The sequence below is a fragment of the Massilioclostridium coli genome (assembly GCF_900095865.1).
Lineage (GTDB): Bacteria > Bacillota > Clostridia > Oscillospirales > Ruminococcaceae > Massilioclostridium > Massilioclostridium facile.
The window spans coordinates 37,196-53,664 of record NZ_FMIZ01000004.1 but is presented as its reverse complement, the minus strand read 5'-3'; the positions used below and the strand labels follow the sequence as shown (position 1 = coordinate 53,664).

Annotated in this window: 15 protein-coding genes; 3 read left to right on the top strand and 12 right to left on the bottom strand. The window is 36.9% G+C overall.

Going from position 1 to position 16,469, the window contains the following annotated elements:
* Nucleotide 1 precedes the first annotated feature (1 nt).
* From iorA to BQ2683_RS00275, 8 genes are all read right to left on the bottom strand, one after another.
* A complete protein-coding gene (gene iorA / locus BQ2683_RS00310) occupies nt 2-1,741 on the bottom strand; it encodes an indolepyruvate ferredoxin oxidoreductase subunit alpha (RefSeq protein WP_069986736.1) in 1,740 nt (579 codons plus the stop codon).
* 34 nt (nt 1,742-1,775) lie between these two features.
* Nucleotides 1,776-3,077 carry a phenylacetate--CoA ligase family protein gene (locus BQ2683_RS00305; RefSeq protein ID WP_069986734.1) on the bottom strand — a complete coding sequence of 434 codons (1,302 nt, stop codon included), beginning with the start codon at nt 3,075-3,077 and terminating at the stop codon, nt 1,776-1,778.
* Nucleotides 3,078-3,617: 540 nt separating this feature from the next.
* Complete coding sequence (locus BQ2683_RS00300) at nt 3,618-4,037, bottom strand: GtrA family protein (protein ID WP_083256309.1); 420 nt, start codon at nt 4,035-4,037, stop codon at nt 3,618-3,620.
* Between the two features lie 72 nt (nt 4,038-4,109).
* On the bottom strand, nt 4,110-4,343 hold the full coding sequence (rpsR, locus tag BQ2683_RS00295; protein WP_069986732.1) for a 30S ribosomal protein S18: 234 nt from the start codon (nt 4,341-4,343) through the stop codon (nt 4,110-4,112).
* Between the two features lie 21 nt (nt 4,344-4,364).
* On the bottom strand, nt 4,365-4,847 hold the full coding sequence (locus BQ2683_RS00290; RefSeq protein ID WP_069986729.1) for a single-stranded DNA-binding protein: 483 nt from the start codon (nt 4,845-4,847) through the stop codon (nt 4,365-4,367).
* 12 nt (nt 4,848-4,859) lie between these two features.
* A complete protein-coding gene (gene rpsF, locus BQ2683_RS00285; RefSeq protein WP_069986727.1) occupies nt 4,860-5,156 on the bottom strand; it encodes a 30S ribosomal protein S6 in 297 nt (98 codons plus the stop codon).
* Nucleotides 5,157-5,247: 91 nt separating this feature from the next.
* Nucleotides 5,248-6,120 (bottom strand): UTP--glucose-1-phosphate uridylyltransferase GalU, encoded by an 873-nt coding sequence (gene galU / locus BQ2683_RS00280; protein ID WP_069986725.1) that lies wholly within the window; start codon nt 6,118-6,120, stop codon nt 5,248-5,250.
* 17 nt (nt 6,121-6,137) lie between these two features.
* Nucleotides 6,138-7,061, bottom strand: a complete 924-nt coding sequence (locus BQ2683_RS00275) for an RING finger protein (protein WP_069986723.1) — start codon at nt 7,059-7,061, stop codon at nt 6,138-6,140.
* A gap of 296 nt (nt 7,062-7,357) precedes the next feature.
* Here BQ2683_RS00275 and prfB point away from each other — a divergent pair, with 296 nt between their 5' ends.
* Nucleotides 7,358-8,476 (top strand): peptide chain release factor 2, encoded by a 1,119-nt coding sequence (gene prfB, locus BQ2683_RS00270; RefSeq protein WP_069986719.1) that lies wholly within the window; start codon nt 7,358-7,360, stop codon nt 8,474-8,476.
* A gap of 157 nt (nt 8,477-8,633) precedes the next feature.
* Nucleotides 8,634-9,137 carry a GNAT family N-acetyltransferase gene (locus tag BQ2683_RS00265; protein WP_069986717.1) on the top strand — a complete coding sequence of 168 codons (504 nt, stop codon included), beginning with the start codon at nt 8,634-8,636 and terminating at the stop codon, nt 9,135-9,137.
* A 383-nt stretch (nt 9,138-9,520) separates the two neighbouring features.
* On the opposite strand, the gene glgA is transcribed toward BQ2683_RS00265, so the two are convergent.
* From glgA to glgB, 4 genes are all read right to left on the bottom strand, one after another.
* Nucleotides 9,521-10,939, bottom strand: a complete 1,419-nt coding sequence (glgA, locus tag BQ2683_RS00260; RefSeq protein WP_069986715.1) for a glycogen synthase GlgA — start codon at nt 10,937-10,939, stop codon at nt 9,521-9,523.
* A 108-nt stretch (nt 10,940-11,047) separates the two neighbouring features.
* Nucleotides 11,048-12,175: a glucose-1-phosphate adenylyltransferase subunit GlgD gene (glgD, locus tag BQ2683_RS00255; protein WP_069986713.1), complete on the bottom strand. Its 1,128-nt coding sequence runs from the start codon at nt 12,173-12,175 to the stop codon at nt 11,048-11,050.
* A gap of 12 nt (nt 12,176-12,187) precedes the next feature.
* Entirely contained in the window at nt 12,188-13,390 is a 1,203-nt protein-coding gene (locus BQ2683_RS00250; RefSeq protein WP_069986711.1) for a glucose-1-phosphate adenylyltransferase, read from the bottom strand.
* 54 nt (nt 13,391-13,444) lie between these two features.
* Nucleotides 13,445-15,622, bottom strand: coding sequence for a 1,4-alpha-glucan branching protein GlgB (glgB, locus tag BQ2683_RS00245; protein ID WP_076939096.1), 2,178 nt, complete (start codon nt 15,620-15,622; stop codon nt 13,445-13,447).
* Nucleotides 15,623-16,001: 379 nt separating this feature from the next.
* Between glgB and BQ2683_RS00240 the strand changes: the two genes are divergently transcribed.
* Nucleotides 16,002-16,418, top strand: coding sequence for a putative ABC transporter permease (locus BQ2683_RS00240; RefSeq protein ID WP_069986709.1), 417 nt, complete (start codon nt 16,002-16,004; stop codon nt 16,416-16,418).
* The last annotated feature ends 51 nt before the right edge of the window (nt 16,419-16,469 follow it).

The following is a 16,469-nucleotide window of genomic DNA, read 5'->3' as shown; positions in this document are numbered from 1 at the left end:
ATTAGTTCTCCTCCTTTGTTTGGATTGCACCAAATTTACACAGGCTAATGCATTCGCCACAACCTACACATTGGGTACCGTCAATTTGAACTTTGCCATTATGTAAACTCATAGCAGGGCATCCAATTCTCATACAGGATTTACATGCAATACATTTTTCTGTATCAATATGGAATGGAGGATTATGTTTTACATTTTTTAACAATGCACATGGACGGCGTGAAATAATTACGGTTGGTTCATCTAACGCAATATCTGTTTTAATTGCTTGATAGGTCGCTTCAATATCATATGGATCTACAACAGTAACCCGTTTAATTCCAATTGCTTTTACCAGAGCTTCCAGATCTACAGCAGAAGTTGGATCCCCTTTAATTGTATAGCCTGTTGTTGGATTTTGCTGGTGTCCTGTCATACCAGTAATCGAGTTATCCATAATAATCGTAACGGTATTCCCTTGGTTATAAGCCACATCAATTAAGCCGGTAATACCAGAATGAATAAAGGTGGAGTCGCCAATAACTGCAACTGTTGCCTTTCCTTTTTCTGGACCAACTCCCTTACAATAACCATGGGCACCTGAAACAGACGCACCCATACAGACACAAGCATCAATTGCCTGTAATGGAGCTGCTGCACCTAATGTATAACAGCCGATATCTCCGCTTACAAATACATTCAATCGTTTTAAAGCATAGAATACGCCCCTATGTGGACATCCAGCGCACATTACAGGTGGACGACCTGGTATTTCCGTATCAATATGATAACACTCTGGTTCAATGCCCAAAATCGCTTTTTTAATAGTAGCCTGGGAGTACTCCCCACAGAAAGAAAACGCTTCTTTTCCAATAACGGGAATACCATATTTTTTACAATGGCTTTCAATAAAGTCATCCAGTTCTTCCATAACAAAAACCTGATCGCACTTTGCCACAAAGTCTTTAATTAACTGTACTGGCATTGGATATGCCATACCCAGTTTCAAATAGTTTACCTTGTCTCCCAGCGCCTCTTTGGCATATGGATAGCAGGAACCTGCTGTAATTACACCAATTTTACTATTGTTGTCCTCTACACGGTTCATTTCCGCTGTTTCCGCATAAGCACGAAGGTCAGCAGTACGTTGTTCTACAATTGGGTGTTTCCGAATTGCCATTGCCGGCATCATTACATTCTTTTGGATATTTTTCTCATATGGTCTATCTGGTAATTCTACCCGATCGTTTAACTCACATAAACTTCTGGAATGGGATACCCTGGTAGATAACCGTAACAATACTGGTGTATCAAACTTTTCGGATAATTCAAAACCCAATTTGGTAAACAGCAAACATTCTGCGGAGTTGGAAGGCTCCAACATAGGAACTTTAGAGCCCTTTGCATGGTTGCGGCTGTCCTGTTCATTTTGAGAAGAGTGCATACCTGGGTCATCCGCTACCGCAATTACTACTCCGGCGTTTACGCCAATATAAGATAAAGTATATAATGGGTCAGCGGCAACATTTAAACCAACGTGTTTCATTGCTGTAAAAGAGCGTTTTCCGGCCAAAGAGGCACCAATGGCTACTTCTAAAGCAACTTTCTCGTTCGAAGCCCATTCACAGTACATTTCATCATAAGTAGCTGCAAATTCAGTAATCTCAGTACTAGGGGTACCAGGATAACTGGAAATTACAGATACGCCTGCTTCATATAAACCACGGGCAACCGCTTCATTTCCTAAAAGCAATTGTTTCATCCTTAGATTCCTCCAATTTATCAATATGGTTGTTTTATTCTACTTGATCTCTTAAATCAACAATACGTTTTGCTTTCCCTTCAAAGCGTTCCAAAGTTTTTGGTTGAACCAAAGAAACTTTTACATCCAAACGCAATACTTCACGCAATTTTGCGTTAATTCTTGCCTGTAAATCTTCCAAAGCCTTGAAATTTTCCAATAAGGAACCATCAATTAATTCTACTTTAATTTCCAAAGTATCACGATATTTTGCATCACGACGGATGATCAACTGATAATGGCCACCAATTTCAGCCATCCCCACAAGAACGCTTTCAATTTGAGATGGAAATACATTGACTCCTTTAATCACCATCATATCATCCGAACGGCCTTTTACTTTTTCCATACGTACATGGGTCCTACCACATGGGCACGCATCATAATGCAAACGAGTAATATCTTTGGTGCGATAACGGATCATTGGCATCCCTTCTTTGGTCAAAGTAGTTACTACCAATTCTCCTTCTTCGCCTCTATCCTTAACTTCCAATGTATCGCTGTTGATGATTTCAGGGAGGAAATGGTCTTCCGCAAAATGCATCCCAGTTTTTTCAATACAGTCACCGGCAACACCTGGACCATTTAATTCTGTTAAACCATAGTTGTCAGTCGCAAACAAATGGAAATTCTTTTCAATTTTATGTGCCATCTCTGGGGTGCATCCTTCGGAACCAAATAAACCAATTCTCAAGGCATCTAATTTTGCTCCGGTTTCTTTTGCAACCTCACTCATATACATCGCATAAGAAGGTGTTGCAACTAAACCAGTTACTCCTAAATCTTCCATTAACATCAGCTGACGTTTGGTATTTCCGGAAGAAGCTGGAATCACATCACATCCAATTTTTTCTAGACCATAATGCAATCCCAAGGCTCCAGTGAACAATCCATAACCAAAAGCGATTTGGATAATATCATCCGATGTTACTCCAACCGCTACCGCCAAACGAGCTACCTGGTTTGCCCAGTTTTCCAGGTCATTTCTGGTATACAAACCAACTGTTGGTTTTCCAGTTGTCCCACTAGATGCGTGGGTACGTACAATTTTATTTTTTGGCGCTGCGCAAAGTCCATACGGATAATTGTCACGTAAATCTGCTTTTGTGGTAAATGGCAGATATTTTACATCAGCTAGGCTTTTTATTTTTTCTGAAGTTACCCCCGCTGCTTCAAATTTTTTATGATAGAATTCTACATTTCTATCGGCATAGTCAACCACCCATTTTAGTCGTTCCAGTTGTAATTCTTCCAACTGGTTACGAGGCATGGTTTCAATATCTTTTTCCCAAAACATATTAAGTCTCCTCAAATATACAATATCTTTAATAATTTTAACATGTTTGTAGGCTAAAATCAACAAAATGATACATGTTTCTTTATTTTCACAAGTGGCAGAACTGCTATTTGTGAAAATTGTATAGAATTATAAAGTTAAAATAAGCAAAAATCATAACACACTTTTTAAAAAATGATTAAATATTGAAACCATATAAGAACAAAGCGTACTTATTAAGTTATTTTTGAACCAAAAATAATTTTTCCTTAAAACAATTATTATTTGTATTCTTTCATCTTTCTTTTTATATCAATAAAAATTCTTATAATAAAAGTAAAGCTATTTTCTCTATAAATCATCTTAAATATTCTTAGAAGAAATATGAATGCCTTTCTTGCATTTTCTCTCGGATCAACGGAAATACATTTGCTAATATTTACCTATCACTTTTTTAAATTCAAAAATATTATTCAATTAAGAAAACAAGTGTATTTTTTATCGACAATCATTATATAAACAAAAAACCGCTGAATCTTACTCTTAGTAGGATTCAACGGTTTATTTATTTCGGTCACGGAAAATCACCAGTTTACTTCCAATATAATTAATTAAAATAACTATGCCATTGGAAATCAGTTTCATCCATTTATCATTCCAGTGAAGTATCCCTACACTGATAAACATGGTCACTAACTCAATTCCTAAGGAAAACACACGGCAAACAAGAAATCCCCCAAATTCTTTTAACAGTAAAAGCCATTGGAAACTTTTACTTTGAAAAACAAACAGCTTATTTGTGATAAAAGCAAATAAAAAGCTAAGAAACCAAGCAGCTACAATGCTGATTAAATAATTAATTTGTAGGAAAGACTCACAAAAAAGATACGTAATATAATTGATTGCTACAGTACCGCAGCCAAATAAGGTATACCATAAAAATTCCCTGTGTTTTTGGAAGAACCCGGAAAATGAGTTCATAATCAATCCTCTCTTTTCCCACAAAACAAAATGGACGATGTGATCCTGCCACACCGTCCAAATCCTGTTATATTAGTCACTAATATAAGGTAATAAAGCCAAATGTCTAGCTCTTTTAATCGCAACTGTCAACTGACGTTGATGATGAGCACATGTTCCGGTAACACGTCTTGGAACAATTTTAGCTCTTTCACTCATGTATCTTTTCAGTTTAGCAACATCTTTGTAATCGATGTATTCTGCTTTATCAACACAGAATGCACAAACTTTTTTACGAGGTCTTCTACCGCGTACTGGTCTGTCCATAATCAAATCCTCCTTACACAATTAGAATGGCAGGTCACTGTCATCAGTACCTATTTCTTCAAATCCGTCAAAATCATCAAAATCGCCTACCGAGAAACTTTCTCCCGTTTTTGCTGGTTCCTCAAACTTTGGTGGAGCTGGATAGCTTGGCTGTTGTACCATAGGTCTTGCGCCTGTGGATTCATTTTTGCTACCGCAAAAATGAGCCTGATCTACCACAACTTCAAACGCTGTACGTTTGTTTCCTTGTCTATCTTCATAGCTGCGCGTTTGGATCGATCCTTCCAAAGCAATCATCTGCCCTTTCGTAAAATAACGGCTGATAAACTCTGCGGTCTGTCTCCATGCAACAATGTTGATAAAATCAGTTTGACGTTCTGTTCCTCTTGCCGCAAAAGAGCGGTCAACAGCGATGCTGAAAGATAATACTGGAATCCCGTTGGCTGTTTGTTTCAGCTCAGGGTCAGCGGTTAAGCGCCCCATTAAAACAACTTTGTTTAACATAGAATCACCAGCTTAGTCTTCTTTTGCAATGATCAGGGAACGTAAAATGCCGTCTGTGATCTTATAAATACGATCCAATTCAGCTGGGAAATCTGGTTTGCTTTCAAAGTTAAACAGAACATAGTAACCTTCTGTTTCATAGTTGATTGCATAAGCCAGTCTACGTTTGCCCCATTCATCAACAGATTCAAGAGTACCGTGTTTTGAAATCAAATTTTTGAATTTCTCAACAAGAGCCTGGATACCATCCTCACCGATTTTTGTGCTCAGGACGATAACGGTTTCATACTTTTGTGTTAATTTTGCCATTTCAGCACCTCCTTTTGGTCTTTGGCCCTACCTCACTCGGGTAGAGCAAGGATAACTCTGATATTATACCAAACAATAAAAAGATTGTCAACTATAATGTCTTAGAAATTTCTTTTAAATAGGAGCGAAAACTTTCCCCAACTTCTTTGTGTTCCAGCCCAACTTCTACAATTGCTTGTAATATGCCCAGTTTATTTCCCATATCATAACGTTTGCCAACAAAGTCAACCCCAATCATTCCTTTTACCTGCGCTAGCTTTTTCATTGCATCGGTTAACTGGATTTCTCCTCCAGTACCAGCAGGGGTTTTTTCCAAAATATTAAAAATTTCTGGTGGTAGGACGCAGCGGCCTAAAATAGAATACAGGGACATAATTTTATCCGGTGTTGGTTTTTCAATCATGTCGCTGATTTTAAACAGATTATCCCGTACTGGCTGTACTTTCATAGAAGAATATTTTTGGATTGCTTCTTCGGATACTTCTTTAATCCCTACAACACCCAAACCAAATTCTTCATAAGCGTCACAAAGTTGGCGGCAAACTGGATAATCCGCCCGAATAACATCATCTCCGTATAGAACAGCAAAAGGTTCATCTCCAACAAAAGCCTTTGCGCACAAAATAGCATGTCCTAACCCTTTGGTTTCTTTTTGGCGAATATAAGAGATGTTCGCTAAATTGGAAATAGAAACAATCTCATCATAAATATCCTGTTTTCCACGGGCCAATAGAGTAGCTTCCAACTCAGGAGCACGATCAAAATGGTCCTCTACTGTGGTTTTCCCTCGGCTGGTAATAATCAGGATTTCTTCAATGCCACTTTGTACTGCTTCTTCTACGATATACTGAATTGCCGGTTTATCTACAATCGCCAACATTTCTTTTGGCATCGCTTTGGAAGCTGGCAACACACGGGTCCCCAATCCCGCTGCTGGAATAACTGCTTTTCTAATTCTTTTCATATAATCACTCTCCTAAATCAAATTGACAATACAAGGCTAAATATAATCGAAAACAAAAAGATAAAAATTAATCCTATCCCTACAAACAATGGGCTGACAGAACCTTTTTTCACCAAAAGTTCTTGGTACTTTGCCAGATCTTCCCCTGCTTTCGCTTTACACTTTTTAATGGTACGCACCGACCATTTATAATAAATCCAGTTTGCGAACAATCCACTTAATAATCCAAAAATCGTAGAAAAAATACCAATAGCCTGCATGCCATAATATGCTATGTTTAACAATAATGAATTTTGGATTGGCACAATTGTATTTACCTGTACAATGGTGTAGCAAAAAGTAGCCAATAGATTGATGATTAAAAACAGGATACCCAACGGAATCATCTTACGAAACAAATAATAAACGGGAGATATAATAGCAGCTGAAAAATTAAAGGACAAAAATTTCTTTTCACTGAACCGCTTAAATTTTGGAAGATAGTAAGCTGTGTTGCTTCCAATAAAAGCAGCAAAATCTTTTACAGAAATTCCATCAATCGAATCTTCTGGATGCAATCCTCCCAACGACATCTCCATTAGCAATTGTTGTGGAACCGTATTCTGTGGTGTTTGAACTCCATCTTTTTGTTGTAAAGGAGCCCCGCAGAAAAGACAGAACAATCCATTCGGCGGATTATTCGCCCCACATTGGCTACAAACAATATTATGTTTCTGACCAGATTGTTGGGGCTGCTCCTGTTGAGATTCTCTATTAGGTGTTACGGGTTTTGTCTCATATTCCCATTCAGTTCCATGTTTACTTTGATTAGCGCAATGTTCAATTTCTTGATAACAACTGCGGTGGTGTGGTGTTCCACATTCTGGGCAAACCACAATATCATCTTGATCCTTAAATTTCTGTTGGCATACTGGGCAGACTTGTCCAACGAATTTTCCCATTTTTTCTACCCCCTTATAAATAACAAAATATTTCATTTATCATAATTTAAAGTTGATACCACTAACCTTGGTATAATAGTATAACATTTTTCCAAATGAATTACAACTTTAATTATAAATCCGTATTTTCCTCTAATTTCCCTTTTTATAGGACGATTTTGGAAGCGATTTTTTTCTGATATAAAAAGTATGGGCCAACGGTCGTTTTAATATGCTTGATTTTTTCTGTTCGATTCATTATAATAAGGAAGAAAACGTATTGAATGTAGTAAACTAGAACTGGGAGATTATGTGGAATGAATACCGTTGCATTTGAAGAATACCGCGGGCAACTTACAGCACTAAAGCCCCAAATAGAAGAATTGAAACAAGCCTTGGACATAGAAAGCAAAAATAAAGAGATTATCGAATTGGACCATCAAGCAGCACAACCAAATTTTTGGGATGATATTGAAAACTCCCAAAAGGTCTTAAAGCGCAGCACAAAATTAAAAAATACGGTACAGGCATTTGAGTCTTTATCTGCTATGTATGAAGACACTGCTATGATGGTAGAGTTTGCATTGGATGAACAGGATGATAGTTTTGAGGAGGATATTAAAACCAATCTTGCCAATATGCAACGTTCCGTATCGGAACAAACTCTCTCAACTTTGTTAACAGGGGAATACGATGATAAAAACGCTATTTTAACTTTTCATGCTGGTGCTGGTGGTACAGAGGCAATGGATTGGGTAGAAATGTTATTCCGTATGTATTCCCGGTGGGCAGAACGTCATGAATTTAAAGTGAAAACCCTGGATTTTGTGGAAGGAGAAGAAGCAGGGATTAAAAGTATTTCTGTTTTAGTAGAAGGAATAAACGCTTATGGTTATTTAAAATCTGAATCCGGCGTCCATCGTCTGGTAAGGGTTTCCCCGTTTGATTCCTCCGGAAGGCGGCATACTTCTTTTGCCTCTTTGGAAGTTATCCCAGAAATTGATGATGATACCGAAGTAGAAATCCGTCCGGAAGATATCAAAATGGATGTATACCGCGCAAGTGGTGCTGGTGGGCAGCATGTAAACAAAACATCCTCTGCTGTCCGGTTAACCCATATTCCAACTGGAATTGTAACTGCTTGCCAGAATGAACGCAGCCAATTACAAAACCGTGCTGTGGCGTTAAAAATGTTAAAGTCTAAATTGGTGGAAATTAAAGAACGGGAACAGTTAGAACGCATCGAGGATATCAAGGGGGAACAACGGGAAATTGCCTGGGGCTCTCAAATCCGTTCTTACGTATTTATGCCTTATACTTTAGTCAAAGACCACCGGACTAATTTTGAAAGCGGAAATATTAATGCCGTTATGGATGGCGATTTAGACGATTTTATTAACGCATATCTTGTTGCAAACAGCCAGGGAAAATTATAACAATAAGGATAAAAGCTCCCTTCTTCTACAAAAGGGAGCTTTTTGTATTCTATCATAATCATTTGATATCAAAAATAATCCATATTCATCATATCTATATTTTAATCTAGTTTTCCTGGCTTATACTTACTGAATCTATGAATAAAGGAGCTTTTTTATGGAAATAAAATTAAGAAAATGGAATAACCAAGATACACAACCATTAGCCCGCTTAGCCAATAATCCCAATATTGCAAACTATTTACGGGATGTATTCCCCTACCCATATCAAGCAAAAGATGCAGCTTTTTTCATCCAAATGTGCCAACAAGCAGATTCCAATATTGATCTTCCTTTTGCCATTACAGTAGATGGATCTCTTGTAGGAAGCATTGGACTTACAAGACAGTTAGACGTAAAAAGAAAATCAGCAGAACTAGGATATTGGATTGGAGAAGAATATTGGAATAAAGGAATTGCAACTCAAGCAGTAAAACAAATTTGTGAAATTGGATGGAACTATTGGGATATCAATCGAATTTATGCTGAAGTATTTTCTAATAATCTAGCATCGTGCCAAGTGTTAAAAAAATCAGGTTTTCAGCAGGAAGGGATTCTACAAAAAAGTATTTTTAAAAATGGCAATTTTTTTGATAGTATCCTATTTTCCAAAATACAATAAGTATAATTTATTTGAATTTAACATTTTTATTCCTTCCAAATTTAAATACGATTATTGTTTTCCCTTCATAGAGGAATTTATTTCCAATAGCAAAATCTGATGTAATCTTATTGAGAACACAAGTTTCTATCCATTATCTGTTAGCCATTTTTCCAAAAGTAAATTTTGGACCAATTTGTAATATTAAGTACTTAATTGACTTTCTAATTGTTTTGCTGTAAACCTTAGTAGCATCTTATACTGTTATGTACCATTTACATATTTTTTAACATAGGTCTTTCTAAAATAGGAAAGGAACCGGATGATAACTTTATCCGATTCCTTTCCTATTTGTCTATTTTATCTATTTCTAGAAGGAATAGATACCAATCTACTCGTATTCCTTAAAAGCGAAGAACATCTTCATACATTTCAATATATTGGGCAGCAGAATTCTTCCAGCTTAAATCACAGCTCATACCATACTTGACTAACGATTCCCACTCATCTTTTTTATAGTAGACTTCTTTTGCACGATACAAAGCGTTTTTCATCTGTTCCCCATCATAGCCACTAAAGGTAAAACCGTTGCCAGATCCCAAAGAACAATCCTGAATACTATCTTTTAATCCACCGGTTTCACGAACAATTGGTACTGTACCATAACGCAATGCTATCATCTGTGCTAATCCACAAGGTTCTGATTTAGATGGCATTAAAAACATATCCGCTCCTGCATAAATCTTTTTGGCCAATGCTGGAATAAACCCTAATGTAGTGGAAACCCTGTCTGGATATTTTTCTTTCATCGCCTGGAAAAAATTCTCATAACCGTAATCGCCGGATCCTAATACTACAAATTTAAAACCATTATTCACTAAATTTTCAAAAGCATATTGTACTAAATCCAACCCTTTATGGTCTACCATGCGGGTAACAATACCAACCAACGGTTCATCACTATAGGGTAGACCAACTTCTTCCATCAACGCTTTTTTGTTTTTGCGCTTTCCGGATAAATCTTTGGCTGAAAAATGTGCCGCAATATCAGGGTCGGTTTCTGGATTATTGGTTTCGTAATCAATTCCGTTCAATATACCACGCATTTTTCCTTGATGATGAATTAATTCGCGATCCATACCATGAGAATACCAAGGATCCAACAATTCCTGAGCATAAGTAGGGCTTACAGTAGTAACCTGGTTACTTACTTCTATTGCTGCTTTCATCATATTTAAGCAATCATCGTATTGCATCAACGGTTTTGCGTAATCAGGCACACCTAATACTTCCTGCATCAATTCAAAGCCGTATTTACCTTGATACTGGATATTGTGGATTGTAAATACCGTTTTAATATTGGAAAACTTATCGCAATACCGATAAAATAAATCCTGATAAACAGGAACCATCGCTGTTTGCCAATCATTACAATGGATAATATCCGGCATAAAATCGACATGCCATAACATTTGCAAAACAGCACGGGAGAAAAACGCAAACCGTTCCGCATCATCATAGTATCCATATAATCCAGGTCGTTTAAAATAATATTCATTATCAATAAAATAGAAAATCACACCATTATAGTTATATTCAAATAAACCACAATACTGTTTTCTCCAAGCAACATCTACCTGAAAATTACATAAATAGGTCATTTTAGAGCGCCATTCCTCGCTAATGTCCCCATATAAAGGCATTACGACACGGCAAGCAACCCCTTTTCCACGAATTGCTTTTGGCAAAGAGCCTGCTACATCAGCTAAACCACCAGAAGCAGCAAAGGGACGGGCTTCACTTGTTGCATATAAAACTTTCATTGGTTCACCTCATTCATTTTACAATTGGATGATTATTTGGTTGAAAAAATAAATTTACTATTATGATAAAATCCAGAGGGAACCAACATGGATCCCCTCTGTTTTTTACTAAATCGTAGTTCCTTTTGCTATATAGGCAGGATAAGTTGATGCACTAATCATAGTACGGAAATCGGAAATCGTAACATTTTTATCTGTTATTGTATATTGCACTTCCGCTTTTTCCCCAATCACAGTTCCCTGCATTAATACACAATTTTTAACAACTGCACCTTTTTTAATTTTACATCCACGGAAAACAATACTATTTTCTACTTCTCCTTCAATAATGCATCCATCTGCAATAAAACTATTTTTTACATGCGCCTGCAATCCATAACGTACAGGGGCTTCATCCCTGATTTTTGTATAAATCAACCTTTCCTTGGTAAATAACTGATCTCTTACACTTTCGTTCAACAAATCAATGTTGGCTTGGTAATAAGCTTTTATTGATGCAATTTTCCGAACTAGACCATCATATCTGTATCCACAGATTTTATAATTCTTATTCCTTTTTTGGAGAATATCACGGTCAAAGCTAAACTCTCCTTTGCTCACCGCTTCTGTCACAATATGCATTAGGAATTCCCGTTCCATAATCATGATATTTAAAGAATAGTTAAATTCCCCAGAAATATCTGGATTACACATTGTTTCAATTAAACGTCCTGTATCATCAAAGTTTAAAATAATAGAATCTTGTGCAGCCTGGCGATCTAAATAACCAGAAGAATACATAATCGTAATATCTGCATCGCTCTCCTGGTGCTGTTCGATAAATGGAGTTAAATCAATATTGGAAACAATTTCACAATCGCTTAATACTACATACTTTTCATGGCTTCCAGCTAGGTAATCCAAAGCAGAACCTAATGCTTCTAATTTTCCACGGTAAATACCATAGTTTTTGTTACCATATGGAGGTAAAATATGTAATCCGCTGGTTTTTCTACTCAAATCCCATTCACGTCCAGAACCTACATGATCCATCAACGATTGATAATTCGCTTTTGTAATTAAACCAATATTAAAAATATTTGCATTTACCAAGTTGGATAATGGAAAATCAATTAAACGATATCTGCCTCCAAATGGTACAGATGCCATTGTTCTATTTTTTGTAATATCTGAAAGCGCAATATCATGCATATTGGCAAAGATAATCCCCATTACTTTTTGTTCTCTTGCTAACATCAGTACCACCTCCTACATGTTCTTATCAATCATTGCTTTAGCAGGAATGATTGATCCATCTGAAATTGTCAAATTTGGACCTACTACAGCTACGCCCCAGCTCTCCGAGTCAATCGAAGCTTCTGGCCTTGCCCCAATATGAGCATTTTCACCCACTACTGCGTTTTCCCCAACAATTGCATAGTCAACCACAGCTCCACTCTTGATATGGGCGCCTGGCATAATAATGCTGTCGCGAATAATTGCCCCTTCTTCTATTGTAACAGAAGCAAACAAAATCGAAAAGTCTACTTTTCCATATACTTTACAGCCCTCTGTTACCATAGAATTTTGTACTACTGCACTACGGGAAACATAATGAGGTGGTGCTACTGGGTTTCTGGAATAGATTTTCCATCCTGGATCATACAAATCCATTGGTACATTCGGATTAATTAAATCCATGTTAGCTTCCCAAAGGCTATCAATTGTTCCAACATCCTTCCAATATCCATCAAAATGGTAGGTAGTCAATTTCTTCTGGTCATTTAACATATTTGGAATAATATTTTTCCCAAAATCTTTCGAGGAGTTTGGATCATTTTCATCAGCAATTAAATATTGCTTTAATACATCCCAATTAAAAATATAAATCCCCATAGATGCCAAATTACTTTTTGGATGCTCCGGTTTTTCTTCAAATTCGTATACATCCCCATTTTCATCCGTGTTCATAATTCCAAAACGGCTTGCTTCCTGCATTTCTACTTCCAAAACAGCAATAGTACAATCTGCCTGACGCTGTTTATGTACTTTTAACATATTATCATAATTCATTTTATAAATATGGTCACCAGATAAAATTAAAACGTATTCCGGATCATAACGTTCAATAAAGGAAATGTTCTGATAAATGGCATTTGCTGTTCCAGCGTACCAACTTGCACCGGATACACTTTGATAGGGGGGAAGAATATGTACGCCGCCATAAACACGGTCCAATCCCCAAGGTTGACCATTCCCAATATAATCATTTAAAATCAATGGTTGGTATTGTGTTAACACTCCAACAGTATCAATGCCAGAATTAACACAGTTAGAAAGCGGAAAATCAATAATACGGTATTTTCCCCCAAAAGGCACTGCTGGTTTTGCCACTTTTTCCGTGAGCACATGCAGCCGGCTCCCCTGACCGCCGGCTAAAAGCATCGCAACACATTCCTTCTTTACAAACATAAAAATCCTCCTATCTCAAATTACACCCCAAATAAAACCTGAAAATTTTTTCTCTTATTTCTTATTTTTTTCTTCTTTTGTTGTTTTCTTTACAGAAGGTTTTGGAGATGTTTCTTTTGCTGTTTTTGTCTTTGTTTTTGTAGAAACAGATTTTGTTGTTGCTTTTTTTGCTGTATCCTGTTTTACTGTTTTTTCTACCGTTGGTTTTTCTTTTTCCACCTGTTTTTTTACAGCAGGTTTTTTTGCTGTTTCTTTTACAACTTTTTCTGCTACATCTGATTTTTTAGTAGCAGCCGTTTTTTTGGTTGCTTTTTTAGCCGCTGGTTTTGTTTTGGAATCAGCTGTTTTCTTTCTTGGGATACTACGTGGTTTTAAATAGGTTACCCCCATTGGTGGAACAACTAGCTCAATGGATTGTTCATATCCATGCATTGCTACCTTTTCCGCTTTAATTGGAGTAGAGTTCAAATTCCCTTGCCCACCAAATTCAGTGGAATCAGAATTAAATACCTCTGTATAGCTGGTCTGGAATGGTACCCCAATCCGGTAATTATAATACGTAATTGGTGAGAAATTACAAACAACAATCAGTTCATGCCCCGTTGCGTCAATACGGCGGAACGCAATCACGTTTTGGGTATTGTCATCACTGGAAATCCAAGAAAATCCTTCCCAAGAATCATCCACTTCCCAGAACGGTTTATTTTTCAAATAGAATTTATTTAAAGTTTCAGTATAATGGGCAAGTTGTTGATGAGATTTATAATCAAATAACATCCAATCCAATTCCTGTTCAAAGTTCCATTCAATGAACTGTCCAAATTCCTGCCCCATAAACAGAAGTTTCTTACCAGGATGCGCCATCATATAGCCCAAGAAAACGCGCATACCAGCAAATTTCTGTTCATATTCCCCTGGCATTTTATTGATTAAAGAACATTTTCCATGTACCACTTCATCATGGGAAATTGGTAAAATAAAGTTTTCAGAAAACGCATAAAAGAATGAAAAGGTTACCTTATCATGGTTTCCTCCACGGAAATAAGGGTCCAATGAAATATAGCTGATCATATCATTCATCCAACCCATATTCCATTTAAAATTAAACCCTAATCCACCAACATCCCCCGGCTGGGTTACCATTGGCCATGCTGTAGACTCTTCCGCAATCATCAAACGGGAAGGATAAGCAGTTAAAATTTCTTTATTTAACTTGCGTAAAAATTCAATGGCTTCCAGATTTTCTTTTCCCCCATATTGGTTTGGAACCCATTTTCCTTCTTCACGATCATAATCCAAATATAGCATGGAAGCTACTGCGTCTACACGCAAACCATCAATATGGTATAACTCCATCCAGTACATAGCATTGGAAACCAAAAAGGAAACAACCTCTGGCTTGCTATAATCAAATACTTTTGTCCCCCAGTTCGCGTGTTCTCCTTTACGTGGATCTTCGTATTCATAACAAGGCTGTCCATCAAACTCATACAGTCCTTGCGCATCTTTTGGAAAATGGGCAGGAACCCAATCCAAAATTACGCCAATTCCACTTTTGTGGCACATATCCACAAATTTCATAAAATCATGCGGTGTGCCATAACGGGAAGTAGGAGCATAATATCCTGTAATCTGATATCCCCAAGAAGCATCAAAAGGATATTCTGCCAATGGCATTAACTCGATATGGGTATATCCCATCTGTTTGACATATGGAATTAATTCTTCTGCTAATTTTACATAGTTAAATGGGGAACCATCCTCATAAGTACGCCAAGAACCTGCGTGCACTTCATAAATATTCATTGGGGAACGGAAATTATTCTTATTTTGTTGGGCTGTCTGCCATCTTTGATCCCCCCATTTATAACCAGATAAATCGTATAATTTAGAAGCTGTACCCGGTCGGGTTTCCATATGGAAACCAAATGGATCCGCTTTCATGACTTGACGCCCATCAGCAGTAATAATACTGTATTTATACATCTCATACTGGTTTAAGCTTTTTATAAATATTTCCCAAATACCACCATCATGAATTTTTTTCATCCTGTGTGGCTCTGCATTCCATTCGTTAAAATCGCCTACAACAGAAACTGATTTTGCATGGGGAGCCCACACTCGGAACCAGTATCCTTCCTGATTTCCCTTTTTTCCCGGATGTGCCCCGAAGTATTCATAAGCATGTGTATTATTGCCAGTAAAAAAGTCAGTTATATATTTTGTTTTCATTGGAATCATCCCTTCCCGTCACAATCAGCCTGAAATTCCTTTTATTTCTATTACTTTTATTATAGCAAACTGAATCGATAAAATCAATTATTTATTGTGCAAAATTCCGCAATATATTCCGTGTAAAATATACAAAACTATTTAATCTGCATAATTATTAAAAATGGAACTTTTAACAATTTGCTATGTTTCTTTCAACTCTTTTGTTACATTTCCATGAAACCCCATTTCTTCAATTACAAAATATCCCATATATTATACCATAATAGCTTGTCGAATTCAAATAAATCATAGCAGAAAAATTCCACATATTGTTATGTTTAAAAAGTTTTTCCCGGCAAACCATAACATTAGATTATTTGGTAATGTGGAGGATACTATGAAACTACGGCATAAGATTATTTTGTTCCAATTTGGAGGAGCAGTTTATTATTTAATCGAGGTACTTTGGAAAGGGAGCTCCCATTGGAGCATGTTTTTAGCGGGAGGGGTTTGTTTCCGTTTAATTGGAATTATTCGCAATAAACTTTCTTCGAAATCAATCTGGATACAATGCTTAGCAGGATCTGGAATTATTACAGCCATTGAATTTATCACTGGATGTATTGTCAATAAAATATTGCACTTAAATGTATGGGATTATTCTGCACTTCCATTTCAAATATTAGGGCAAATCTGCCTTCCATTTTCTATTTTATGGTATGGATTAAGTTGGATTGCCCTCCATGTAGATAACTGGTTTTGCCGCTTAATGCTGCAAAGCCCGACCACAAACAATAAACCTTCCCTTTCTTAGCCGCTACTGGACAAAACCGATAGTTCAAATTATCCCGATACGGCTATCGAA